Raw genomic sequence first — 23,795 nt, 5'->3', positions numbered from 1 at the left:
TAATTATGATCATTTAAAAGTAAAAACATTAGGAATTACGGAGGAATGGGCACCCGCGGACTGCGAAAAATTTATGACACCCTCTCAGAATTAAATAATAAATAAATTGACACCCTATGACAGAAAATTTAAGAGCTCTGTTCCTCAGAGATTTAACTAAATTAAAAACAGAAATCGAAGCATATCAAAACGAAGAAAGCCTCTGGAAAACCGATAAAGATATTCTGAATTCTGCAGGAAACCTGTGCCTGCATCTGATAGGAAACCTCAACACGTATGTCGGTGCTCAGCTTGGAGGTTCAGGATACATCAGACAGCGGGATCTTGAATTTTCGTTAAGGGATGTACCCCGTACCGAACTTATTGAACAGATCGAAAAAACAATTGATGTTGTTGTTTCTTCGCTAGCGAGATTAACGGAAGAAGATCTTAAAAAAGACTATCCGGCCGAGCCATTAGGATACAAAATGAGCACTTCCTATTTCCTGATCCATCTCTTCGGACACCTGAATTATCATTTGGGACAGATCAATTATCACCGCAGAATGCTGGATGAATAAATAAGATGAATAAATAAATTACCGCTCTTAGGCAACCTGAAAAACTGCCAGACAACCATTGATTTGATTTTAGAGTCAATACTATTCATTTTGTTTTCAGCTGCTCAAAGAAGACTCAGAGAATGTAATAAGGTTTAGCCCATACACGATATTTAAGACTCTTAAAAGTATTTTAAGAATATTTACTTCCAGCCTCCCGCATCCCTCTCCCAGCCTTTCCCATACAGCTTCTGCCCCGAGTTCACGCTGGTTTAATTATTTTTCAAACAGCATCTTTGTAATAAAGTCCTTTTCTCCTTTGCCGCGGGCGGGAGAATATTCCCTTCCGTAATAGATGATCTGAAGATGCAGTTTGTTCCAAGCCGTTGCCGGCCATAATGATTTCGCGTCTTTTTCTGTTTCCACTACATTTTTGCCTGAGGTAAGCTTCCATTTCGTCATCAGGCGATGGATATGGGTGTCTACCGGGAATGCAGGGAATCCGAAAGCCTGGCTCATCACTACCGAAGCGGTTTTATGTCCTACGCCTGGCAGTGCTTCCAGCTCTTCATACGTCTGAGGTACTATGCCGTCATGCTTTTCCATCAGCAGTTCCGCCATTCGTTTCAGGTTTTTGGCCTTTTGGTTGGAGAGTCCGATCTCTTTGATCAGTTCCTTGATTTCAAAGACCTCCAGCTTAGCCATCCGCTGCGGGGTCCCGGCTACGTGAAAAAGGTCGGGTGTTACCTGATTCACTTTTTTATCCGTGGTCTGCGCCGAAAGGGCAACGGCTACCAGTAAAGTAAAAGGATCGGTGTGGTCGAGCGGAACAGGAACCTGAGGATATAATTTTTCCAATTCTGTCAGAACGGTCTCGGCTCTTTGCTTTTTTGTCATGTAACCATTAAATTTGAACAAAAATAAATCATTATGTTGAAAATCGGAGATAAATTACCGGAATTTGAAGGAATAAATCAGGATGGCGAAGCTATTGATTCGAAAAAATTTAACGGAAAGAAGCTGGCTGTTTTCTTTTACCCGAAAGCGAATACCCCCGGATGTACCGCTGAAGCCTGTAACCTGCGCGATCATTATTCTGAACTGCAGGATCAGGGATTCCAGTTGCTGGGCGTCAGTGCTGACCCGGTGAAGAGCCAGAAAAGCTTCAGTACGAAATATGAACTGCCGTTTGATATCATCGCCGACGAAAACCGCGACCTTATTGAAAAATTCGGGGTATGGCAGCTGAAAAAATTTATGGGCAGGGAGTTTATGGGAATTGTAAGAACAACGTTTGTTTTTGATGAAAACGGAACCTGCATCCAGGTAATCGACAAGGTGAAAACCAAAGATCATGCGGCACAGATTTTAGAAGGATAATCACCTGATTTAAAGTGGACATGAATAGAAATCAGATGATAGGACGGACAAGGAAGTATTTCTTTGTCTTAAAAAATCATTCCGTTTCATAATACATGAGTTCTTCCGGATCATCCGGAATCGTAACGTATTTCCGGAATTGTAACCCTAACTTTTCAATTAATTTTTGAGAAGCGAAATTGTCTTTTGTGGTAATAGCAGAGATTTTTTTCAGTCCAAAGTCATTCATCCCTACCGATTTAATCTTTGAGGCCGCTTCATAAGCATAGCCTTTTCTTTCGAATTCATCCAGCAGTGAGAACCCGATGTCTAAGACATCCAGCCCTTCCCTTTCAAAAATTCCGACTCCACCGATCTTATGATTTCCTTCTTTTGTGATCATCAGGTAATTTCCGTAACCCAGGCGGTCGAACTGCGGAAGAAAACGGTTTTGAATATAGTTTTCGGCATCGGCCACTGTTTTCAGATTCCGGTTTCCGATAAACTGAATGAATTTCGGTCTGTTGTAAAGATCAAGGATAAATCCGGCGTCCTCCAACGACATCGGACGCAGTATAAGGCGCTCCGTCTCGTAAAAATCAGCGGCGTTTTGCCGGTCTTGAAGGTTTCTTTTTAGGCTCATCTTTAGGTTCTTCTTTTTTCTCGATTTTCAGAAGCCTGGGATTATTCGTGCATTTTTTATTATACAGTTCGATATAAGCGCCATTGTCTTTCACATCGGTAACGGTTCCTGATGATTTGCTGACCGTTAAGGTATAGTGCTTTTTCTGATAGGGGCATTCCGTGGAAGTAAGTTTGCCCAGATCCAGGTAATAATTGGACGGATCCTCATAATAGTTCCCGGCCATATCTTTGAATTCTTCGTCAATAATATAACCATCCGCAGCCGCAAGGACCGCCGCTTCCTGGACATCATCTGCTTTTCCGACAAATTTTTTCAACCCTTCAAGATCGGTAACATATGCAGTTTTTCCGCCCGCAACGTATGCGATGTAATAAAATTCGTCTTCTTCCGCTATTCCGATGTTAAATCCCGAAGATGGTGAAATATACCCTTTTACCACTCCTGCCTGCTTTAAAACCTGATCCTTTCCGTAGCTTTTATGAATCAGAATCCATGAATCCGTTTTCATATTGGGCACAATTCTCTGCAAAAGTCCCGGAACACTCGAAAACTGCTTTTTTTCCTGAGAAAATGCGAGAATTCCTAAGAACAGAAAGACAGAAATATGAAATTTAGTAATAAGTTTAAACATAGTAAGAGAACGGAAAAAACCTGCAGATTATTTTATATGAACCGGTCTCCTTTTTTCAGGTTTTTAAGATCAAGCACGTAATCTTTGATCAACTGATCATTATCCCGTGGGCAGATCAGCAGTGCTTTGTCGGTATCTACAATAATATAATTTTCCAATCCGTCAATAATTACCGCTTTGCTGTTGTTTTTGACGCGGATTACGTTTCCTTTGGCATTGTACGTAAGGATCGGCTGCTTGCTTTTAAGAGCATTCAGATTTTCATCTTTGTCCGCATTTTCATAAACGGAAGTCCAGGTTCCCAGATCGCTCCAGCCCAGATCGGCAGGAATTACATAGACGTTCTTTGCTTTTTCCATAATCCCGTTATCGATGGAAATCTTCTGTACTTTCGGGTAAATCAGTTCGATACAGCTTTTTTCATTGTCTGCATTGTATTCACAGACCATGAAGTGCTGGGTCATTTCGGGCAGATAGGTTTCAAAAGCATGCCTGATGCTTTTCACATTCCATATAAAAATTCCGGCATTCCAAAGAAAATCCCCGCTTTCAAGGAAGCTTTTGGCAAGCTCAAGAATCGGCTTTTCCGTAAATGTTTTTACTTTATAATATTCCGAATCGCGTTTGTCTACAAACTGAATGTATCCGTATCCCGTATCCGGTCTGGTAGGCGTGATTCCTAAGGTAACAAGATATTCGTTTTCAGAAGCGATATCAAATGCCAGCCTTACTTTTTCCAGAAAGGTTTCTTCTTTAAGGATCAGATGATCTGCCGGCAGAACAATCATCGTGGCCTCCGGATTAATTTCAGCAATTTTGTTGGCCATATAAAGATTACAGGGCGCCGTATTCTTCAGCAGCGGTTCTCCCACAACATTATCCTGAGGAATTTCCGGCAACTGCTGGTGCGAAAGCTCTACATACTCTTTATTGGTTATGACAAATATATTTTCATTAGGAATGATCCTGCTGATCCGGTCGTACGTCTGCTGAATCATGGTGCGCCCGACCCCTAAAATATCCTGAAACTGTTTCGGGAATTTCTGTGTACTCATAGGCCAGAATCTGCTGCCGATTCCTCCTGCCATAATTACGCAATATCTATCTGATTGTAACATTTTTAAGCATATTTTTCTACCCTCGCCAAGGGTTTGAAAGAATACTTCCTTCCCGTAGCCAGGTGCTTGCAAAGATAGTTTTTTTTAATAAGACCTTCTAGCAGGTACTTTTCATTCCGGTAAATAAAAAAGTCTCCTTTCTGTAATGTTTCAATAAAAACGAGTTTATCGTCCTGTTTTTCAACATGGAAATATTTTACCAGGTCGGGACTTGCCATGAAATTGGCTTTCGGAGATTTTGAAAACCTGATAATAACCGGTCTCAGATCTTCGTCGTACACCTCCAGGCTCTGCAACAGCATTTTCCGGAATGTTTCTTTCCATTCGTTACCATGCGGCAAAATCCTGCGGCCATATTTCTCAAATGCAATAAGATGGGCCAGCTCGTGGGTCAGCACAAAAAAGAACAGCTGTGGCACCAACGTGGAATTGATGGTAATTTCATGGGAGTGATCCGGGAGTCTGCGATAGTCTCCCAGCTTGGAGTCCCGGTTGCGGGTTATCTTGATATGAATGTAATAATCGGCAAACCAAGCCTTTAAATATTGATGGGTATTTTCCGGCAGGTATTTTTCTAAGGGTTGAATGGACATTTCTATAAACTCAGCGGAATTCCTGAATAGAAATTCAGCAATTTAAGGCTGAACACATAATTATATTTGGCCTGGGCTACAGATCCCTGGGCATTGGCGTAGTTGTTTCTGGCTACATTTACATCATAGATCGTCGATCTTCCGGCCGCATAGCTTTTATCTGCAAAATCCAATGCCAGCTTGGTGCTTCTTTCGGCCTGCAGGGCAGACAAGTAGATTTCATAGTTCGCATCCACATCAAACTGCGCCTTCTGCACATTTTCGCGGACGATCTGCTTCTGTTGCTGCATCGTTACTTTAGCAATGTTCTCATTTACTTTGGACTGTTCCACCTGGAGCCTGGTAATCCCTTTATTGAAAACCGGAATATTCAAAGAAACAGCCGCCTGCTGACCGAAGTTATCTTTGTACTGGCCAAAGAACCCCTGCTCCTGTACATAGAAAAGCGATGACCCTACATTATTGGTATTCAATAAATTATTATAGAAACTTCCGATCCCGACGCTTGCCGTTAAAGTAGGCCAGAATGCCGTTTTATTGATCTCGGTCTGCGCTGCAGCCGACTTGATCCGGCTTTCCGCCGCTTTGATCTGGGGCTGGTTTTCGTAAGCGATGGCCAGTACCTCATCCACTCCTTTCAGCTGCGGCGCAAGCTGATCCGGAATATCCACATCCTCCACATCAAAATCTTTGTATTCCTGAAGCTGTAAAAGCTGGGCCAGCGCAAACAGGCTTCTCCCGACGTTGATTTCTGCAGTTTTCAGATTCTGCTTTTCCCGGGCCAGTCCGGCTTCAGCTTCGGCAAGGACCGTCTGCGCAGTTGTTCCGATTTCCGTAGTAATTTTTGACCGGTCATATTGTTTCTTTGCATTCTCCACGGCAGCTTGAGATATCTTTACGATTTCTTTATTCAGTAAAGTAGTCAGGTATTGCTGGGCGATCTGAAGCGAAATATCATTTTTAATCGTCTCAATATCGTACTGGCTGGCCTCAACATCAAACTCAGTCTTTCTTACGGTCTTTTCCAGTCTTCCGTAATTGAAAACCAGGATATCCGCCCCCAGATTGGCACTGTTGCTGAAACGGTCGTTCCTTAAACTTCCGGTACCGAAAGAAGTCTGCCCGAAACTTACCGTATTGCCCACATTGGCGGAAACAGACGGCAGATAATTTCGTTTTGCGATTCTCAGGTTCAGATCCTGTACCTGTTTCGAATATTCGTTTTGGATGACCTGAAGATTATGCTCGGTTGCATAATCCACACATGCTCTCAAAGACCATTTTTTCTGGGCATTGACCGCCAGGCACGTTAATCCCAAAACAATAGTCAAAACTCTTTTCATAAGCTATTTTTCCCTATTAGACGAAGTAAAGATAAAAAAGTTACACTTTGTTATTTCTTTTTAAAAAACTTTTGAGAATTTTGTACCATGACTCATGAACAATATCAGGAGGCTGTAGACTGGCTTTTCATACAGGCTCCCAATTACCAGGTTGACGGTCAGAAGGCCTATAAGCCCGGACTGGATAATATTAAACGGCTCTGCGACTTTTTTGGAAATCCACAGGAAAAAATAAAATGCATCCACATCGGCGGGACAAACGGCAAAGGATCTTCCAGCAATATGCTGGCCTCCGTGCTGCAGGATTCGGGTTATAAAGTCGGATTGTACAACTCTCCCCATCTCATTGATTTTACAGAACGGATTAAAGTGAATGGCCACAACTGTGATAAGGAATTCGTTTTTGATTTTATCCAGAAATTAAAAGACCTGCCGGCAGATATACAGCCTTCTTTTTTTGAATTTACAACCATCATGGCTTTCGAATACTTTTACCGCCAGCAGGTAGACATTGCGATTATTGAAGTCGGATTAGGGGGAAGGCTGGATTCCACCAATATCATCAGCCCCCTGGTTTCAGCGGTTACCAATGTTCAGCTGGATCATCAGAATATTTTAGGCGATACCATTGAAGAAATTGCAGCCGAAAAAGCGGGAATTGTAAAACCGGGCATTCCGGTTGTTTCAGGAGATGAAAATGAAACGGTAAAAAGAATTATCCGGAATAAAGCAGATCAGGAAAAGGCGCCGTTTATTGATGCGACCCCCTCACAGACTTCATTAAAATCCGACTTGAAGGGAAATTACCAGGAAAAAAATATTAAAGTCGTTTTAAGTATAATTGAAGAGCTGAGAAAATTAAATTTCATTATTTCTGATAAGAATATTGAGACCGGACTTTTACATGTACACCAGAATACCGGCTTTATCGGGCGGTGGTTTGAGTTTTCAAAACATCCGCTGACCATATGCGATACGGGGCATAACCAGGCCGGCCTGGAATATGTCTTTGCCCAATTGAATTCGATTGATCGGCACAAGCATATAATTCTGGGTTTCGTCAATGATAAGAAAATAGATGACGTGATGAAAATTTTACCTGAAGATGCCACATTCTATTTTGCAAAACCGGCCATTCACCGGGGAAGACCGCCTCAGGAATATGAAGATTTGCTGACCGACGCAAAAATTTCCTATAAAATTTTCAATTCGGTGCAGGCAGCGTATCTTTCTGCAAAAGAGGAATGTACAAAGGAAGAAATGATTTTTATCGGTGGCAGCAACTTTGTCGTGGGAGAATTTTTAGAAAAAAATTTGGAGATTTCTAAATAAGTCGTATATTTGCACCACTCTAAACGAGGAAACAAGTATAGGGGCTCTTAGCTCAGTTGGTTCAGAGCATCTGGTTTACACCCAGAGGGTCGGGGGTTCGAATCCCTCAGGGCCCACAGAAAATCTCTCTTTTTTAAGAGAGATTTTTTTATTTCAGCTATTATTGAATAGAATATTGAATTAAAAAAATAAGCCTCCCAAAATGAGAGGCTGTATTTATAAAATCTTTTCTGCAATTTTCTGCACACTCAGTTCTTCCAGGCAAGCCCAGTCTCCCCGATAGCATTCTTTGTCCCCGAAAACGGAACATGGCCTGCAGGTGAGGTCTTTGATCTGCACCACATCATCTTCGCTTTGTCCGAAACCTAAGAATCCGGCATACGGATGGGTCTGCCCCCAGATGGAAACACATCGGGTTCCCATCAGGCTTGCCAGGTGCATATTGGCGGAATCCATGGAAATCATGAGCTCCAGTCCGGCAATCTTGTTCAGTTCTTCGGTAAGGCTCAGCTTTCCGGCCAGGCTGAAGGTATTCGGGATTTCCTGCTCCCATTTTTCCAGGGTTTCCGTTTCGGCTTTTCCTCCCCCGAAAAAGTAAACGGGATGTTTCCGGGCTAAAATCCGCACCAGCTCATACGATTTTTCAAGCGGAAGCATTTTCCCTCGGTGCTGGGCAAAAGGTGCAAATCCGATTCCTGATTTTTCACCCGGTACAGGTCGTAACCGGTGTGAAAGTTCGACATGATAACCCATTTCGCGGAAAACATCGGCATAGCGCTCCACCGTTTTTCTCAGCTGGACTTTATTCAGGTTCCAGACATCGGTCAGATTCTCTTTTTCTTCTTTCCCTTTATTGATTTTAAATACTTTAAGTCCTTTTCGCCGGTAAATCCGGTCCAGCACCTTGGTCCGGATCACATCATGCAGATTGGCAATGATATCGGGTTTAAATTCCCTGATCAGTTCATTGGCCAGCCTGTTTAATCCGAAGAAGCCTTTGTAGTCATCAAGATTCACTCCTTTAAAGATAATATTCGGAATATCCTCAAACAAGCCTTCAAAGTTCTTTCTGGAAACCATGATAATTTCCACCTCAGGATTCTGTTCCAGAAACTCGCGGAAAACCGGTGCGGTCATGGCAACATCACCGAATGCAGAAAAACGATATGCTAAAATCCGTGTCAAAACTAAGCTTTCAATTGATAGGCTACTGCGTAGAACTTGATTTGTTTGGTCATGGCCATCAATCCGTTGGCCCTTGAAGGGGAAAGGAATTCCTGCAATCCGATCTCGGAAATAAAATCAAAATCGGAATCTAAAATTTCCTGGGTGGAATGCCCGCTGTAAATGCTTACCAGCAGTGATACGATTCCTTTCGGCAGAATCCCGTCGGAATCGGCATTGAAAAATAAATTTCCATCCCTGAATTCAGCGTCGATCCAGACTTTGCTCTGGCAGCCTTTGATGAGGTTGTCATCCGTTTTCTTATCTTCCGGCAAACCTTTCAGTTCTTTTCCAAGATCGATAATATATTCATACTTCTGCTCCCAATCTTCAAGAAACGCAAATTCATCGATGATTTCCTGCTGTTTTTCTTTAATGGTCATGTTAAACTAATTTCTTACGGCAAAGATAGCCAATTTAAAAAAGATAATGTAATCGGGCAACCCTGGAAATAATTAGGTTCAGATCCGAATACCTGATGCTTTCTCAAAAACTCCGAGCAGCTTCTTTTCTTCATTTTCCCAGCAAAAGAGGCCTGCAGCTTTTTCAAGTTCAGTCTGGTAATTCATTCTTCCTTTACGTAAAACCGTTTGAATAGCCTTTGCAATATCCTCCGGCTGATGGCTGCTGATGATTTCACCAATGTCAAATTGTCGCTTAATATTCTGCATTTCAGGAAGATTTGACAGAATGACCGGCACGCGTGCCTGAATAGCATCCAGGACTTTATTCGGTAAGGAATAATAGTAGCTCTCTCCCCCATTCTCTTCAATGCTCATCCCGCAGTCGGCATTAAGGGTTACTTTTCGGAGATCTTCCGGCAGCAGCTTACCCAGAAATTCAACTTTATGCTGTAAATTTTCTCTTGAAACAAGGAGTTCATATTCCTTTTTCACCGGGCCGTCCCCTGCTATTTTAAAAACAGCATTCTCCAGATGTTTCATTGCAAGAATGGCCTTGTCGATGCCGCGAAACGGATTGATGGCTCCCTGGTACAGGATAATTTTGGGCTGATTGTCGGGAATATGACGGCTGAAATCCAATCTTCTCGGCGCGTTCTGAATAACTACGGGATCAACCCCGTATTTTTTTCTAAACCAACGGGCATATCCTGTGCTGGCTGTAATCATCAACGGCTGTCCGGGAACCAGTTTTCTTTCGAGATAACGCCACAGTTTCTGCGACATTCTGCCCTGGATCGCCGGCATTTCAGAAAAAATTTCATGACTGTCGAAGATCAATGGAATCCTTAATTTTTCAGCTAGAATAGAATTGGGAAGCAAAGCATCCAGGTCATTGGCATACAGAATGGTATCCTGATCCGCTTTCCGTTTCAATTCCCCGTATAATTTCCAGTTGAATTCAAAATAAGCCGTCTTTAAACTTTTAGAAACCAGGGGGATTCTTGTAAAAGGATAAGGCCGTGACATTTTTTCAGCACCGTTCCAGGTGTTGCCGATCAGCTCAATCTCATACCCGTTTTCATGTAAAGTCCGGCACACTTTTTCGATACGCTGATCGGTATATAGATTGCTGAAAGCAGAAATAATGGTCTTTTTCCGCTGCATTATTTTCTTTTATCCGCCAGCAGGTGGTAGATCTGGATAAAACAGATTAGACCGTTCGGGATGATGACCGGCCAAAGCATCCCGCTGAAGATTCCGTAAATGACAAAACAGATACAGCCGATCATGTTTACGATCCTTATTTTCCGGATGTCTTTCAGTATAAAGCTCAATACAATAAACAATGATGCGGAATATCCTATATAAGTGGCAATTTCGGGAATCATGGGAAATTTTTAAAGCACAACAAACTTAATCATTTCCAATAAGATAATAAAATTTTTTCTGCCATAAAGTCATTTATTGGTTTTTGGTAAAATATTTGTAATTTAGATAATGAATAAACGGCAATGTTGCCTTTATTCTAATGAGATATATTATGGATTATAAGTTTTCACAAGGTTTGAGCCAGGTGTTCAAACAAAGCAAGAGCGAAGCGAAAAGGCTCAAAAGTGAATTTCTTAATACAGAACATCTACTTTTAGGTATTATAAAAACAGAAAACTCTGCAAAAGAAATCCTTCAAAACCTTAATGCGGATCTAACCCAAATCAGAAGAAAAATTGAAACTTTAAATACAGCAAGTCTAAATCCTATTTCTGAGGAGGTTTCCAATATTTCTTTCACGAAAATGGCAGACCATGCCGTTAAGCGTGCCGAACTTGAATGCCGGCAATATAAAAGCAACGAAATCAATACCGTTCATTTGCTTTTAGGCATTCTCTACAAATATGAGGATCCTACTTCCAATATCTTAGGAGCTTATGACGTTGACTATGAAGGCGTTTCAAAAGAATATCAGACCATGCTCAAAAATTCCGGGCAGGCGCCTCAGATGAGTGCCTACGATGACGATGATGAAAGAGAGGATTTTGAGCAGATGAGAAAGCCAACAGGCAATCTGGGTTCTGCCAAAAGCAAAACCCCTACGCTGGATAATTTCGGAAGGGACCTTACTTCACTCGCCAGAGACGGGAAATTGGACCCTGTAATCGGGCGTGAAAAAGAAATTGAAAGGGTTTCCCAGATTTTGTCCCGAAGAAAGAAAAACAATCCGCTTCTTATCGGGGAGCCGGGTGTAGGTAAATCGGCTATCGCAGAAGGACTAGCTCTGAGAATTCAGCAGAAAAAAGTGTCACGGGTTCTTTTTGGAAAAAGAGTAATTACTCTGGATCTTGCCAGTCTGGTAGCCGGAACCAAATACCGTGGACAGTTTGAGGAAAGAATGAAGGCCATCATGACGGAGCTGGAGAAAAACAGAGATGTTATTTTGTTTATCGATGAGCTTCATACCATTGTAGGAGCAGGAAGTTCAACAGGAAGCCTTGACGCATCGAATATGTTCAAGCCTGCTTTGGCCAGAGGGGAAATCCAATGCATCGGAGCAACGACGCTGGACGAATACCGTCAATACATTGAGAAGGACGGTGCTCTGGAAAGAAGATTCCAGAAAGTTATGGTAGAACCGACTTCCATTGATGAAACCATCCAGATCCTGAATCAGATCAAAGATAAATACGAAGAGCATCACAATGTGGTTTATACGGATGAAGCCATTGCTGCATGTGTGAATTTAACTTCAAGATATATTACAGACCGTTTCTTACCGGACAAAGCGATTGACGCAATGGACGAAGCAGGATCCCGTGTATATATCAAAAACATGAAGGTTCCTACTGAGATTATCGATTTTGAGAAGAAAATTGAAGACATCAAGGAACTGAAGCAGAAAGCTGTGAAAGCTCAGGATTATCTTGAAGCCAGAAAGCTGAAAGATGAGGAGGAAAGACTTCAGATGGAGCTGAATTCTGCCCAGGAGAAATGGGATAAGGATGTAAAGGAGAAAAAAGAAACCGTAAGCGAGGAGAATGTTGCGGAAGTAGTTTCGATGATGAGTGGTGTTCCTGTAACGAAAGTGGGCAAAAACGAGCTGGATAAACTGGCCGGTATGGACAGCCATCTGAATGGAAAAGTTATTGGACAGGAAGATGCCGTTAAGAAAGTAGTGAAAGCCATCCAGAGAAACAGAGCCGGTCTTAAAGATCCGAACCGCCCGATCGGTACTTTCATCTTCCTGGGAACAACAGGAGTGGGTAAAACCGAGCTGGCAAAGGTAATGGCAAGAGAGTTATTCGAGTCTGATGAATCGTTGATCAGGATTGATATGAGTGAATACATGGAGAAATTTGCTGTTTCCAGATTGGTGGGTGCACCTCCGGGATATGTTGGGTATGAAGAAGGGGGTCAGCTGACGGAAGCCGTACGAAGAAAACCTTATGCAGTGGTTCTTCTGGATGAGATTGAAAAAGCGCATCCTGATGTATTCAATATTCTGCTGCAGATTCTGGATGAAGGACATGTGACCGATAGTTTAGGAAGAAAAATCGATTTCAGAAACACGATCATTATTCTTACTTCCAACATCGGTACAAGAGATCTAAAAGATTTCGGTGACGGTGTAGGATTCGGAACTTCTGCGAAAAAATCCACTTCGGATTCAAGAGCGAGAAGTACTATTGAAAATGCCCTTAAAAAAGCATTCTCACCGGAATTCCTGAACAGGATTGACGATATCGTAATCTTTAATTCCCTTGAAAAAGATGATATCAAGAGAATTATTGATCTTGAGCTGAACAAGCTGTACAGCAGACTTGAAAAATTAGGCTATAAAGTTGAATTGACCGATGAAGCCAAAGATTTCATTTCAGATAAAGGATGGGATAAAGATTTCGGGGCAAGACCATTGAAACGGGCAATCCAGAAGTATATTGAAGATTTATTAGCTGAGATGCTGGTAAACAAACAATTATCTGAAGGAGAAACCGTGGTTCTCGATCTGAACGAAGCCAAAGACGGATTAGCCGGAAAGAGCTCGAAGCCAAAAAAATCGGCTGCTGAAAAATCTCAGTCATAAATAAATAATTTAATCATATGAAAAGCACCGGGAAGTTTCCCGGTGCTTTTTTATGTAGGTACCACAAAAATTGCATTTTATTCACTAAATAATGATTAATTGATAAAATTGATTAATTTTACCGGACAAAATTAATTAATATGAAAATCAACAAAATGCTTTTGGTGATGGCCGTTCCATTGCTTACCATTTTTTCATGTACCAATGAAACGACAGCCAGTACCGCTGCTACCCAGATTAGCCAATCTGAGGCTGTAGGAAAATTCAATGCTGCCATAAGAAAGGTGGCCATGATGAAAGAACCAGATCCTTCACAGCCCAGAACTTCGGCAGAACTCAGTGATGAAAAAAAGGATCTTCTGATTCCTGCTGCTAAGGGACTTATTGTCTCTTCAGGCATCAGCATGGCTGAAATCGAACGCCAAACGGCAAATGACAGAGAAAAAATCCTGAAATGGGCTGTAAAAGTTTATGGAGACTACAACAGACAGATGAATCAAAACTACAAATCCCAAAACTAAACCTATGAAAAAGCTTTTATTGCTCGCTGCAGGATTGATGTCTTATTGCACTTTTGCCCAGGCTTTATACATACAGAACCTGTCTCCTTATAATATTGAATATACCATCTGGAAATCGAATCTCGGCAGTCCAAGTACAGGCTGTACCCCCCTGATCGAATCCAAGCTTTTTGTTGGTACCGTACCGGTTTTACCGGCTTCTCCGAATCCCGGAGTTACAGCTGTTGAAGCCTATTACGATGGAAATGTCAATTTATCGAATACATTTAATCCGGCTTATCCCAATACTCCTCTGATCGACGGATGGATGTTTAACGGAACCCATTATAACCTGGGAGCAAATCCTCCTCAGCAAATCCCTGTTATCTTTAGTAACGTTACCACCTGGACAGGTATAAAATTCAGTACAAGTGTACCTGGAGGTGGTACAGCTGGCGGATATACTATGAATATCGGATGTGGTACAAATCCAAGTACGGTAAATGTATCAAGCCCCAATCCTTCAACACCGTTCAACGGTTCATTGTTTACGTTTGGCGGCAATACCTGGATCGTTTTTTTTTAATGCAAAGAAACAGGTATTTACCATTAGAAATTCCCGGAAAATCTGATCCGGGAATTTTTTATTACAGCCCCACAACAAACCCGATGCTGGGAGCCAGTCCGCTTGAAAAAATACTTGAATTCTCTTTCCATAATACATTGTACATCAAGCCTAACTGCAGATAAGAATTATTTCCGATTCTCTGCATATAGCCTCCGCCCAGATACAGTGCATCTTCATTGGTCTTGGCATTAAAATCATAAATTTTATCTTTATAATTGATAAAATAATGCTGATAATTGGCACTTATAAAAAATGTTCTGGCGATATAATAATTCAGAAACGGCCCAACGCCGAACATCGTTGAGCTATAGGCATTGGATTTCTGCCAGGAGACACTTCCCAATACCCCGCCTTCAAGATCGTTGGTCAGCATATACCCGACCCTTGGCGCTGCCGAAAGATTGAAGTAACTGTTGCTTCCGAAGCCGAAGCCGACCCCGCCTCCGAAAGTCCAGCGGCTGTTATTCTGCACCGGAGTTTCCATAACCTCCTGAGAAAATATAAAACCTGAAAACAGGATAGATAGAGAGATCATAAGCTTTTTCATAGACATTGTTTTTATCGATGTCTAAATTATCATTTTTTTGCGAATCTTTTTAATTGTACTTTTGCAGCGTCAAACTAAGAACTCCCGTTAAGAGTTTCGTAAAATTGAAATACAATGAAAGTAGTAGTAGGCCTCTCCGGAGGTGTAGACTCAAGTGTAACAGCCTATCTGTTGCAGCAGCAGGGCCATGAAGTGGTGGCTTTGTTTATGAGGAACTGGAACGATGCTTCCGTAACCCTGGAAGACGAATGCCCGTGGATCGAGGACAGCAATGATGCGCTGATGGTTGCCCAAAAGCTTGGGATCCCTTTCCAGGTGATCGATATGAGCGATCTTTACAAAGAAAGAATCGTGGACTACATGTTCGACGAATATCAGAAAGGGCGTACGCCGAATCCGGATGTCCTGTGCAACCGGGAAGTGAAATTTGATGTTTTTCTGAAAACGGCGATGTCGCTGGGTGCAGATAAAGTAGCTACAGGGCATTATGCAAGAGTCGATTCAACGACTGATGAAAGCGGTAAGGAAATTTTCCATCTTCTGGCCGGAAAAGATAACAACAAAGACCAGTCGTATTTCTTATGCCAGCTGAGCCAGGATCAGTTGTCTAAAGCGCTGTTTCCGATCGGCGAACTGACGAAACCGCAGGTAAGGGAAATCGCCAAGGAAATCGGGTTGGTTACAGCAGATAAAAAAGACTCCCAGGGATTATGCTTCATCGGGAAAGTAAGCCTTCCGCAATTTTTACAACAGCAACTGGTTCCGAAAGAAGGGGAAATCGTAGAAATTTTCAAAGATTCACCTCTGTTTGCCCAGGAAACCCCTGAATTTTCTTCAAAACACAAAGAACTGGAATACCTGAGCCGGAAGATTAATTATAAAAAATCCGACGGAAAAGTAATCGGTAAGCATCAGGGTGCCCAGTTTTTCACCATCGGACAAAGCAAAGGACTTGGTATCGGCGGCCATAAGGAAAGCTGTTTTATCATCTCCAGAGATATGGAAAACAATATCCTTTTCGTAGGAGAAGGCCATCAGTTCCCGGGATTACTGAAAAGAGCTTTAAAAATAGACAATTCAGAGCTTCACTGGGTTCGTGAAGACCTGAGGCTTAAAAACGGAGAATCAATGGAAGTGATGGCCAGATTCAGATACCGCCAGCCATTGCAGAAAGCGACGTTGTATCAGTTTGAAGAAGGATTTTATATAGCGTTCGAAGAGCCTCAGTCTGCCATTGCAGAAGGCCAGTTTGCAGCCTGGTATACAGAAGATGAGCTGATCGGAAGCGGGGTAATTTCATAAAAGAAAAATATCTTTATGTAGCCTGTTTTGTTATATCATATCTAAACCCGGAAATCTGTTCCGGGTTTATTTTTTAAAATCATCGGGAAATTTTTGCTTCGTGTTAAAGTTGATATAATTTGATTTAATTACCAGTAAAACAATAAATTCCAATATTAAGATCAATAGCAGAAAACCTATGGGCTTTCCCAGAACCATTCCCCTGATCAGCTTGATGGCCCCCAGTATGAAAAGGAAGACCATTCCGGAAAAGCTTATTCGTGATAAGTGCACATTATGTTTTTTTAAAATAAAAGCTGAAGCATAAAATCCGATAAGGAGAATCAGATAAAACTTCAGAAAAGCAGGGCCTTTTAAAACAAATGGATTAAGCGGATGGCCGGAGAGAAGGAGCCAGATCAAACTGGTGGCCACCGGAACTGCATGAATGATTATCCTTTTCATTATTGTATTAATTAACGTGAACTCCAAAAAGAACCCGGATTAAACAGGTCCGAAGATGAAAGCCGGATACCGGAAGTTTTCATGGCCAAGAATACCCGCTGCTGCATCAAACCCGTTTTAAAGTTCCAACCCAACTATTTTACTTTTTCACCTGTCTGGCTGATTGAAAAATTAAACTGAATATCATCGAATTTATTTCAACTAATCTCCTCCACATCCTCCGCAACCTCCGCAACTGCTTCCGCAGGAATGTCCGGAACCGGAGGAATCATTTCCCCCGCAGATTCCCGAAAAACAGGAACTTCCGTCAGAATCATTGTCTTTATTATTTGCTTTAGATGATCTGATAATGCCCCATATGATGATAATGAAAAAAATTCCGGTAAAAGCCATGCTGCCTTCCCCCGAGCAGGAAATTACCGTCAACAGCAGCGGTAACAACGCCAGGAAACGAAAATATTTTTTAAAAAACCTAAAAGGTTTTCCTGCATTTTTCGTGAGCCAGATTTCTTCCGGCGGCATTTCTCCGAAGACTTTACGATAATTTTCCAGCGTTTCCGCAAACCATTTTCTGTGCTTTCCAGCTTCATTTCTGCCTCCCGGTGACGGATGATGATGCAGTTTCCGCTGCAGGATATCCGGACAGAACTCTTCCCAGTAATTCTGAGTATATGTAAGATGCAGATGCCAGACCTTATCGACGATTTCACTGGGAGAAGCGCCGTTGGGCAGTACACAGCACAGATAGATGAATTTCTTATATTCTTCAATGGCTTCCAGGGTAAAGCTTCTGGTCCAGTTTTGTTCCTGAGCCAGTTTCCTGGAAAAAGGAAATTCTGCATCCGGATGATCCGGTGTAAAATGCCGGAGCCTGTTCCAAAGCAGATCGTTTTCGGGTAAGATGATGGTTTTCATTGTGTCAACTTTTAGTTTCTATTCAAATATCATTTGATTTTAAAATATAAAAGTCTTAACAGGGCATTATTTAGTTTTAAATTAATCTTATATTCGTCTTAAATAAACCAAAATGACAAGAGAAGATCTCCTGCATCTTGAAAAGCTGATGAATTTTCTGAGCATGCAGTTCCTGAAGAAGAACCGGTGGGAAGATGTTTCAAAAACGGAGTGGTCTTATATCGCTGCTGAACTCAACGATTTGATCATCAAAGAATGGAAAGAAAAAAGAATTAAGAAAAAGCCCGATCTCCTGGGATCGAACTATCTTTATGAACATTTGATTATCAATAAATTAAAAAAATCCAGCCAGAATAAAAATGCCGTTCTCAGCAAGCCGAATCTTGCGAAACTGAGTGTGATCGTAAAAGTATTGGGCTACTCAAATTATATCGATTTCATCAATTCAAATACGGAATCCTTTAATTTTAATGATTTGCGGATTGAGATGAACAACGTCAGGCAGAATACGGATCTGCTGGACCGCCTGGTGGGCTGCTGGTATTCCTATAACCGGAATCTTCCGGAAAATCCGTCCCAAATAAAAGACAACCGGATCTGGCGTTCCGCTACGGAAATCTACAGATCGGAAACCACCGGCGAGTATTTCATCGAGCGAAGCGGCGGCGACCGTCACAAGTATTTCGGGAAGGTTACCGCTTATTCAGACTATGTTTTCATCATCATGAACAGCAATACCTTCATCCGGCAGCGGCATTTTATCTCAAGGATAAAAGATATCAAGGAAAAGCTGAAGAATCCAGAATATAAGCTCCATGAATTGCATTTTATAAGTACGTGTATCAGTTTCAATCAGGAACCGATTGCCCTTTTTGAAATCTTTCAGAAAGCAGACCGGAGAACATTCGTTACCGATTCCATCAGCTTCCCGATCGACAGCGATGAAATACCGAAATCTATTCTACAACAGCTTGAAGACACGGAATCTAACCGTATCGACTATAAGTAGTTATGAGTCATTAATGATGAGTTATGAATGATAATTGATAACAATAAATAATCCAGATTAGCTTACCAGCCAGTCTTTAAAATCCTTTACCCTCTCTCTGCTGACGGTGATTTCTTCCTGCGGCTGAAACTCCAGTTCCACTTTGTAATTGGGGGAAGTATGAATATTTTTGATGTAATCGGAATTGATGATAAACTGCCGGTTTGCCCGGAAGAATTTTTTTTCGTCCAGTACCTCTTCCAGTTCGTCCAGCGTGAAATCGGATGGATAAGTCCGTTCCTTGGTCTGCAGGTAAACGATTTTATTTTCGCTGAAAAAGCAACTTACTTCCTGCGTCTGTACGATTTTCAGGTTATATCCTATTTTTACCAGAATTCTGGAGAGCGTGGATTTATCTTTCTTAATCAACTGCTTAATCTCCTGAGAATTAACCGCACTTTCTGAAGGAATGAAAGATTTGAATTTTTCCACTGCAGCAGCAAGATCTTCATCCAGGATCGGCTTCAGCAGGTAATCGATGCTGTTCAGCTTGAAAGCCTTCAGGGTATATTGGTCGAACGCAGTCGTATAGATAATAAACGCTTTGGTCCGCACTTTCTCAAAAATATCGAATGACAGGCCGTCTCCCAGCACAATATCTGAAAAAATCAGCTGCGGGTGTTCATTTGCCGAAAACCATCCGATGCCCTCCTCTACGGATTCTATTTTGGCAACCAATTTGATATCAGAAAATTCACTGAGCATTCTTTCCAATTTCCTTGAAGCCGGCTTTTCGTCTTCGATAATTACTGTCTTAATCATGGGTTTCCCGATTCAGTTTTAAAATTCCGGATAAAAATAAACAAAATTTACCGTTTTTAAAATTTGACCGGCTGTTTTGATTTTGCCATCTCTTTTTCGATGATGCCCTTCTCCCATCCGGAATCCAGCAGGAAGAGTTTTACCGCTTTCACCGTAAGGATAATCCCCCAGATTGCCAGAAGTACAGATCCGTCCCTGAATGAAAAATCAAAAATTCCTTTTTCAAAAATATTATTGAAAAAAATAATAAAAGCGACGATAAAGAACCATAAAACGCTTTTGTAGAATTTTTTAAGATCTTTTACCCTTTGTTGTGCCTGATTGTAGTCCATTGTATTATATTTTTAAGTTTATGAATTGATTATAAAGTTTTTGTGCTCTTTCTTTCTTCGTTCATCAGCTCTTTGATCTTACGTTCTTCCCAGTCTTTCCCGATTCCGAAAGTACCGGCAGCATGGGCGGCAACACCGATTCCCCAGCCCATCATCGGCCATATAAACCATAGGTATCCCGGAGAAGTAAGAATGTTCAGGATCACCAAAAAGGAAATGACCAGAACGTAGGAAGTAAGATTTCCGTAGAACCCTTTCAGTTCTTTTACTCTTCTTGATGCTTTTTCGTAAGCCTGTGTTTCTTTGTTGATATACGTTTCCATATTTTTTGTTTTAAAGATGAATTGTTTGTTTTTGTTGATACAAATGTAGCACAGTAAACAGTCTCAGATCAATTTTATATCACCGAACGGTAGAATATGGAGACTGAACCGTAGAACAAGATGTTTTACGGAAAATATGTTAGCCTGAAAACCTTCCTTATGCTCTGGTCATCCTAAAAGAATGCTATGGACGGGCCATATTCCGTGAAGCATACAACTGCTCAAAATAATTGCCCAGGCTTACTACCCTATCGTAGTGAACGGAATTGATGTAGTTTAAAAACATATGTTCGGTACTGTGTCCGGTGGCCTGCATCAGCAAAGGAGTCGGGATCTGGCCATAAAAGTTGGAGGCAAAACTTCTTCTTCCGATATGGCTGGTCATGCTCTGCCATTTTTCCACCTGCATATCCTTTCCCCTGAACCCTACCCTCTTCCGCACTTTTACATAATCGCTGATGCCGGCTAATGCAGCAATCTTTTTAATATGCCTGTTATACAGCGTTGTGTCCAGGGGTTCCGGAAACGAGTTGCCGTATTTGTTCAGGATATTCAATACTTCAGGATGAAGAGGCAGTACAATTTCCTTACGGGTTTTTTTCTGTATAAATGACAGACACTGCTTTCCTCCGATCTCCGTAAGCTGTCCGGCATTAAAATGCATAAAATCCGAAATCCTCTGTCCGGTATAGCAGCTGATTAGCAGCCAGTCTCTTGCACGCTGAAGTTTTTCCGGGATCTCCGCTTCTGCAACCCGGCTGATTTCTTCTTCGGTAAGGATCATTACCTTTTTTACGTTCTTTACTTTAGGCACTTCCAGCTGCCTTACGCTGGTGAGGATTCCTTTCCGCTCCGCATGATTGAGAACGGTTTTAATGAACTCGATGGTCCTGCTGATGGTACTCTGGGTATAATTTTCCTCTTTTCCGAACTGACAAAAGCGGCCGATGAGCTCCGGATCAATCTCAGCAATGGAAATATGCCTGACTATAAAACCTTCAAACATTTCAACCATCCGTATGAATACCCTGTATCTTCTGTAGGTGGAAAGGCATATCGTCCCGCCCTTCTCCTCCAGGTATGATTTCATCATGTCAAGCAGCGACCCTTCAGCATATTCCTTTTTCCCGCAGGAACATATTTTCCTTATTTCCCGGGTAAGCCCTTTGAACGACAATCTTTTCCCGTTTTTACAGGCTTTGGCAACAAGCGGGACCACCTGAATTCTTACCGTATTCAGATGATCATAAATGATCTTGTATTTCTTCAGATAAATATTGAAAGGACGCTGTTTCTGCTCATCCCAATCCTCTTTTGTGATCATAAAAGGCATTTCGCAGATAAATGGCTTTTGAGAAAAAGCAGCAACAACGGAAAGACAGATCCTGTATTTCTCTGATAATTTTTCCGGCTTTAAAAAAAAAGTGATAACCATGGGAATTGAAAATATTAAATTAATTTCCCAAAAATAGTACAAATAATTAGTCTATTACAGACTAACAATGCAAAGGTAATAATTAAATTAAAATAAACAAGTAGGGTTTATTAAATTATTGTAAAATACAAGATTGCAGCTTTAAATTGAAAAAATAATATAACCTAAATTCTGCACATGATCATACACCAAATGTACAAATGCCTTTCTATACAAAATTAAAGTATTCATATATAATAACATCCAAATCCACATTAGTCTGTAATAGACTAATTAACTACTCTAACCATAATTAGTTCACGCAATGAAAAAAAAATTACTGACAATGGCCTCCCTTACTTTATCTGTTGCCATATACTCACAGGTGGGGATTAACAATCAGAATCCGAAAGCCACGCTGGATGTTACTGCAAAAAATACCGACGGTACTTCTCCTGAAGGGGTTATTGCCCCAAGATTGACTGGAGATCAGATTCTGAGTGCCGATTCCAGGTATACTGCGGCTCAGATAGGCGTTATTGTCTATGCTACCTCAACACCCACAACGTCGTCCGCAAAAACGGTAAACATTACCGCGCCCGGATATTATTACTTCGACGGGAGCGTCTGGAACGGAATGGGGGCCCAAAGTACCACCACGACTCTCAGTATCAGTACCGTTATCGATCCTAATATTTTGGGCTATGTTCCCAGCACCACCGCAACCGCTGCCACCAATGCCCCGGCTACCCTTACCGTAAACGGCGTTACCTGTACCAGAACAGGTACTGCTATTTACAACGGACATTCTTATGCGGCATATGCTGCTTCTGCTGCAGGAGTTTCCTGGTACAATGCTTATAACGCTGCCAAGAATATGGGAGCTTATCTTGCCACCTTTACCAATGATGCGGAATGGCAATATGTAGAAACCAATCTCCTGAATGCGACAGCTTTCAATACCCAGTATGCATGGATCGGGTTTGCTAAATTTTCATGGTTCGCAGGGGCTGCCCTGACTCCGGATCCGGAAGAAAAATGGATTACCGGAGAACAGCCGCTACACGATTATTCTGCAGGAGGAACATCAGCCGTACGAAAATCCAACTGGTTCGGCTCCGGAGAACCCAACAATGCCGGAGGTTCCGAAGGATTTGTACAGACCCTGAAGAAAAATGATGCCAGCAAAACCTATAATGGCTATACCTCAACCCATCTTTGGAATGACGTTGTCGCAAATACGACAAATGTTTCAGGATTCATTGTAGAATTCCAACAATAACCCAATACATAAGAATATGAGAAAAAAATTATGCCTGATTTTCCTGGCAATTCAGAGTCTCGCTTTTTCCCAGATTGGTATTGCAAATACAGCACCTGATGCGACGTTGGATGTAAAAGCTCTTAAGGCCGACGGAAGCACTTCAGAAGGAATAATGATACCGCGGCTTACCGGTGACCAGATAAAAAATGCAGGAAATCAGTATGCGGCAGCCCAAACCGGAGCCATGGTATATGTAACTTCCGTTCCTTCATCTACCGATACCAAAACCGCCGATATTACCGCTCCGGGGTGTTATTATTTTAATGGTAGCGTATGGAAAAGCATGGGTAAATCGGTTAATACGACCGTTATCAGCTATTCTACCACAGTGGATCCGAATATTTTAGGATATATTCCAAGTAAAACAGCAACCGCCGCTTCTGCTCCGCAAACCGTTTCGGCGGGAGGACATACCTATACCAAAGTTGCCAGTATCTCGTACAGCAGCAACGGCCATTCCTATACGGCTTATTCGGGATCTACTGCAATCAGCTGGTTTGATGCCTACAATGCCGCCAAAAATATGGGTGGTTACCTGGCTACCTTCGCTTCCGATGCCGAATGGCAATATGTAGAACAGAACCTGCTAAACAATTCCGTTTTTAATACCCAAAAAGCATGGATCGGCTTTGTCAAGTTTTCCTGGTATGCCGGGGCTGCCCTTACGCCCGATCCGGAAGAAAAATGGATCAGCGGCGAACAGCCTGTTCATGACTATTCCGCCGGAGGGACAAACGCCGTAAAAAAATCCGGCTGGTTTGCAAATGGTGAACCCAATAATGCGGGTTCAGGAGAAGGATTTGTTCATACCTATGAAAAAAATGCAGCAGGAACAAAAACCTATAACGGTTATACCAGCTATCACCTCTGGAACGATTTTCCTGCAAATAACGGTTATGTCAATGCATTTATCATAGAGTTCCAGCAATAACCGTCTTATATATTCCGGCAAAGACCGCAGGCCTGACGACCTCTATGCTTTGCCGGGATTA

The 23,795-nt window shown here is 41.9% G+C and carries 26 protein-coding genes and 1 tRNA gene; 11 read left to right on the top strand and 16 right to left on the bottom strand.

Translation table 11 applies throughout. The features are described 5' to 3' along the window. Positions 1-116: 116 nt before the first annotated feature. Positions 117-560, top strand: coding sequence for a DinB family protein (locus CHA01nite_RS07065; RefSeq protein WP_146940602.1), 444 nt, complete (start codon positions 117-119; stop codon positions 558-560). A gap of 255 nt (positions 561-815) precedes the next feature. Here the strand turns inward: CHA01nite_RS07065 and nth are convergent, their stop codons facing one another. Then, entirely contained in the window at positions 816-1,436 is a 621-nt protein-coding gene (gene nth / locus CHA01nite_RS07060) for an endonuclease III (protein ID WP_146940601.1), read from the bottom strand. A gap of 33 nt (positions 1,437-1,469) precedes the next feature. Between nth and bcp the strand changes: the two genes are divergently transcribed. Next, positions 1,470-1,919 carry a thioredoxin-dependent thiol peroxidase gene (gene bcp / locus CHA01nite_RS07055; protein ID WP_146940600.1) on the top strand — a complete coding sequence of 150 codons (450 nt, stop codon included), beginning with the start codon at positions 1,470-1,472 and terminating at the stop codon, positions 1,917-1,919. Between the two features lie 76 nt (positions 1,920-1,995). Here the strand turns inward: bcp and CHA01nite_RS07050 are convergent, their stop codons facing one another. From CHA01nite_RS07050 to CHA01nite_RS07030, 5 genes are all read right to left on the bottom strand, one after another. Further along, a complete protein-coding gene (locus CHA01nite_RS07050) occupies positions 1,996-2,541 on the bottom strand; it encodes a GNAT family N-acetyltransferase (protein ID WP_146940599.1) in 546 nt (181 codons plus the stop codon). Then, positions 2,498-3,052 carry a hypothetical protein gene (locus CHA01nite_RS07045; protein WP_228458360.1) on the bottom strand — a complete coding sequence of 185 codons (555 nt, stop codon included), beginning with the start codon at positions 3,050-3,052 and terminating at the stop codon, positions 2,498-2,500. The genes CHA01nite_RS07050 and CHA01nite_RS07045 overlap by 44 nt, the downstream gene beginning before the upstream one ends. Positions 3,053-3,207: 155 nt before the next feature. Next, positions 3,208-4,293 carry a mannose-1-phosphate guanylyltransferase gene (locus CHA01nite_RS07040; protein WP_228458359.1) on the bottom strand — a complete coding sequence of 362 codons (1,086 nt, stop codon included), beginning with the start codon at positions 4,291-4,293 and terminating at the stop codon, positions 3,208-3,210. A gap of 2 nt (positions 4,294-4,295) precedes the next feature. Further along, the gene (locus tag CHA01nite_RS07035; RefSeq protein WP_146940597.1) at positions 4,296-4,886 is read right to left on the bottom strand and encodes a SprT-like domain-containing protein; all 591 of its coding nucleotides are present in this window, start codon (positions 4,884-4,886) and stop codon (positions 4,296-4,298) included. Positions 4,887-4,888: 2 nt separating this feature from the next. Then, on the bottom strand, positions 4,889-6,229 hold the full coding sequence (locus tag CHA01nite_RS07030; RefSeq protein ID WP_146940596.1) for a TolC family protein: 1,341 nt from the start codon (positions 6,227-6,229) through the stop codon (positions 4,889-4,891). Between the two features lie 87 nt (positions 6,230-6,316). Here CHA01nite_RS07030 and CHA01nite_RS07025 point away from each other — a divergent pair, with 87 nt between their 5' ends. After that, positions 6,317-7,561, top strand: a complete 1,245-nt coding sequence (locus CHA01nite_RS07025; RefSeq protein WP_146940595.1) for a bifunctional folylpolyglutamate synthase/dihydrofolate synthase — start codon at positions 6,317-6,319, stop codon at positions 7,559-7,561. Between the two features lie 41 nt (positions 7,562-7,602). Beyond that, positions 7,603-7,677: transfer RNA gene (locus CHA01nite_RS07020), tRNA-Val, on the top strand. 100 nt (positions 7,678-7,777) lie between these two features. Here the strand turns inward: CHA01nite_RS07020 and CHA01nite_RS07015 are convergent. From CHA01nite_RS07015 to CHA01nite_RS07000, 4 genes are all read right to left on the bottom strand, one after another. Further along, the gene (locus tag CHA01nite_RS07015; RefSeq protein WP_228458358.1) at positions 7,778-8,746 is read right to left on the bottom strand and encodes a glycosyltransferase family 9 protein; all 969 of its coding nucleotides are present in this window, start codon (positions 8,744-8,746) and stop codon (positions 7,778-7,780) included. Positions 8,747-8,748: 2 nt separating this feature from the next. Then, the gene (locus CHA01nite_RS07010) at positions 8,749-9,168 is read right to left on the bottom strand and encodes a SufE family protein (RefSeq protein WP_146940594.1); all 420 of its coding nucleotides are present in this window, start codon (positions 9,166-9,168) and stop codon (positions 8,749-8,751) included. 78 nt (positions 9,169-9,246) lie between these two features. Next, positions 9,247-10,353 (bottom strand): glycosyltransferase family 4 protein, encoded by a 1,107-nt coding sequence (locus CHA01nite_RS07005; protein WP_146940593.1) that lies wholly within the window; start codon positions 10,351-10,353, stop codon positions 9,247-9,249. Next, a complete protein-coding gene (locus CHA01nite_RS07000; RefSeq protein WP_146940592.1) occupies positions 10,353-10,577 on the bottom strand; it encodes a uroporphyrinogen decarboxylase in 225 nt (74 codons plus the stop codon). The genes CHA01nite_RS07005 and CHA01nite_RS07000 overlap by 1 nt, the downstream gene beginning before the upstream one ends. 152 nt (positions 10,578-10,729) lie before the next feature. On the opposite strand from CHA01nite_RS07000, the gene CHA01nite_RS06995 reads away from it, so the two are divergent. The 3 genes from CHA01nite_RS06995 to CHA01nite_RS06985 all read left to right on the top strand — a co-directional run bounded on the left by CHA01nite_RS06995 (position 10,730) and on the right by CHA01nite_RS06985 (position 14,350). After that, a complete protein-coding gene (locus CHA01nite_RS06995) occupies positions 10,730-13,264 on the top strand; it encodes an ATP-dependent Clp protease ATP-binding subunit (protein WP_146940591.1) in 2,535 nt (844 codons plus the stop codon). A gap of 140 nt (positions 13,265-13,404) precedes the next feature. After that, entirely contained in the window at positions 13,405-13,785 is a 381-nt protein-coding gene (locus CHA01nite_RS06990; RefSeq protein WP_146940590.1) for a hypothetical protein, read from the top strand. 4 nt (positions 13,786-13,789) lie between these two features. After that, entirely contained in the window at positions 13,790-14,350 is a 561-nt protein-coding gene (locus CHA01nite_RS06985; protein WP_146940589.1) for a hypothetical protein, read from the top strand. A 61-nt stretch (positions 14,351-14,411) separates the two neighbouring features. On the opposite strand, the gene CHA01nite_RS06980 is transcribed toward CHA01nite_RS06985, so the two are convergent. After that, positions 14,412-14,939, bottom strand: coding sequence for a hypothetical protein (locus CHA01nite_RS06980; RefSeq protein ID WP_146940588.1), 528 nt, complete (start codon positions 14,937-14,939; stop codon positions 14,412-14,414). A gap of 114 nt (positions 14,940-15,053) precedes the next feature. Here CHA01nite_RS06980 and mnmA point away from each other — a divergent pair, with 114 nt between their 5' ends. Next, a complete protein-coding gene (mnmA, locus tag CHA01nite_RS06975; protein ID WP_146940587.1) occupies positions 15,054-16,241 on the top strand; it encodes a tRNA 2-thiouridine(34) synthase MnmA in 1,188 nt (395 codons plus the stop codon). Positions 16,242-16,886: 645 nt separating this feature from the next. Here the strand turns inward: mnmA and CHA01nite_RS06965 are convergent. Beyond that, on the bottom strand, positions 16,887-17,600 hold the full coding sequence (locus tag CHA01nite_RS06965) for a glycine-rich domain-containing protein (protein WP_146940585.1): 714 nt from the start codon (positions 17,598-17,600) through the stop codon (positions 16,887-16,889). Between the two features lie 112 nt (positions 17,601-17,712). Between CHA01nite_RS06965 and CHA01nite_RS06960 the strand changes: the two genes are divergently transcribed. Next, positions 17,713-18,609: a hypothetical protein gene (locus tag CHA01nite_RS06960; protein ID WP_146940584.1), complete on the top strand. Its 897-nt coding sequence runs from the start codon at positions 17,713-17,715 to the stop codon at positions 18,607-18,609. Between the two features lie 57 nt (positions 18,610-18,666). On the opposite strand, the gene CHA01nite_RS06955 is transcribed toward CHA01nite_RS06960, so the two are convergent. From CHA01nite_RS06955 to CHA01nite_RS06940, 4 genes are all read right to left on the bottom strand, one after another. Next, on the bottom strand, positions 18,667-19,410 hold the full coding sequence (locus CHA01nite_RS06955) for a LytR/AlgR family response regulator transcription factor (protein WP_146940583.1): 744 nt from the start codon (positions 19,408-19,410) through the stop codon (positions 18,667-18,669). A gap of 56 nt (positions 19,411-19,466) precedes the next feature. Then, positions 19,467-19,742: a 2TM domain-containing protein gene (locus CHA01nite_RS06950; RefSeq protein ID WP_146940582.1), complete on the bottom strand. Its 276-nt coding sequence runs from the start codon at positions 19,740-19,742 to the stop codon at positions 19,467-19,469. A gap of 29 nt (positions 19,743-19,771) precedes the next feature. Further along, a complete protein-coding gene (locus CHA01nite_RS06945; RefSeq protein ID WP_146940581.1) occupies positions 19,772-20,065 on the bottom strand; it encodes a 2TM domain-containing protein in 294 nt (97 codons plus the stop codon). Positions 20,066-20,249: 184 nt separating this feature from the next. Continuing rightward, positions 20,250-21,389, bottom strand: a complete 1,140-nt coding sequence (locus CHA01nite_RS06940; RefSeq protein WP_170234698.1) for a site-specific integrase — start codon at positions 21,387-21,389, stop codon at positions 20,250-20,252. 415 nt (positions 21,390-21,804) lie between these two features. Here CHA01nite_RS06940 and CHA01nite_RS06935 point away from each other — a divergent pair, with 415 nt between their 5' ends. Together CHA01nite_RS06935 and CHA01nite_RS06930 are read left to right on the top strand one after the other, a co-directional pair. After that, positions 21,805-22,761 carry a C-type lectin domain-containing protein gene (locus CHA01nite_RS06935; RefSeq protein WP_146940579.1) on the top strand — a complete coding sequence of 319 codons (957 nt, stop codon included), beginning with the start codon at positions 21,805-21,807 and terminating at the stop codon, positions 22,759-22,761. A gap of 16 nt (positions 22,762-22,777) precedes the next feature. Continuing rightward, entirely contained in the window at positions 22,778-23,734 is a 957-nt protein-coding gene (locus CHA01nite_RS06930; protein WP_146940578.1) for a phage tail-like protein, read from the top strand. Positions 23,735-23,795 lie beyond the last annotated feature (61 nt).

Source organism: Chryseobacterium hagamense (assembly GCF_007991455.1).
GTDB lineage: Bacteria > Bacteroidota > Bacteroidia > Flavobacteriales > Weeksellaceae > Chryseobacterium > Chryseobacterium hagamense.
Note: the sequence above shows the minus strand (reverse complement) of the source record. Positions and strands in the feature narration are given on the sequence as shown.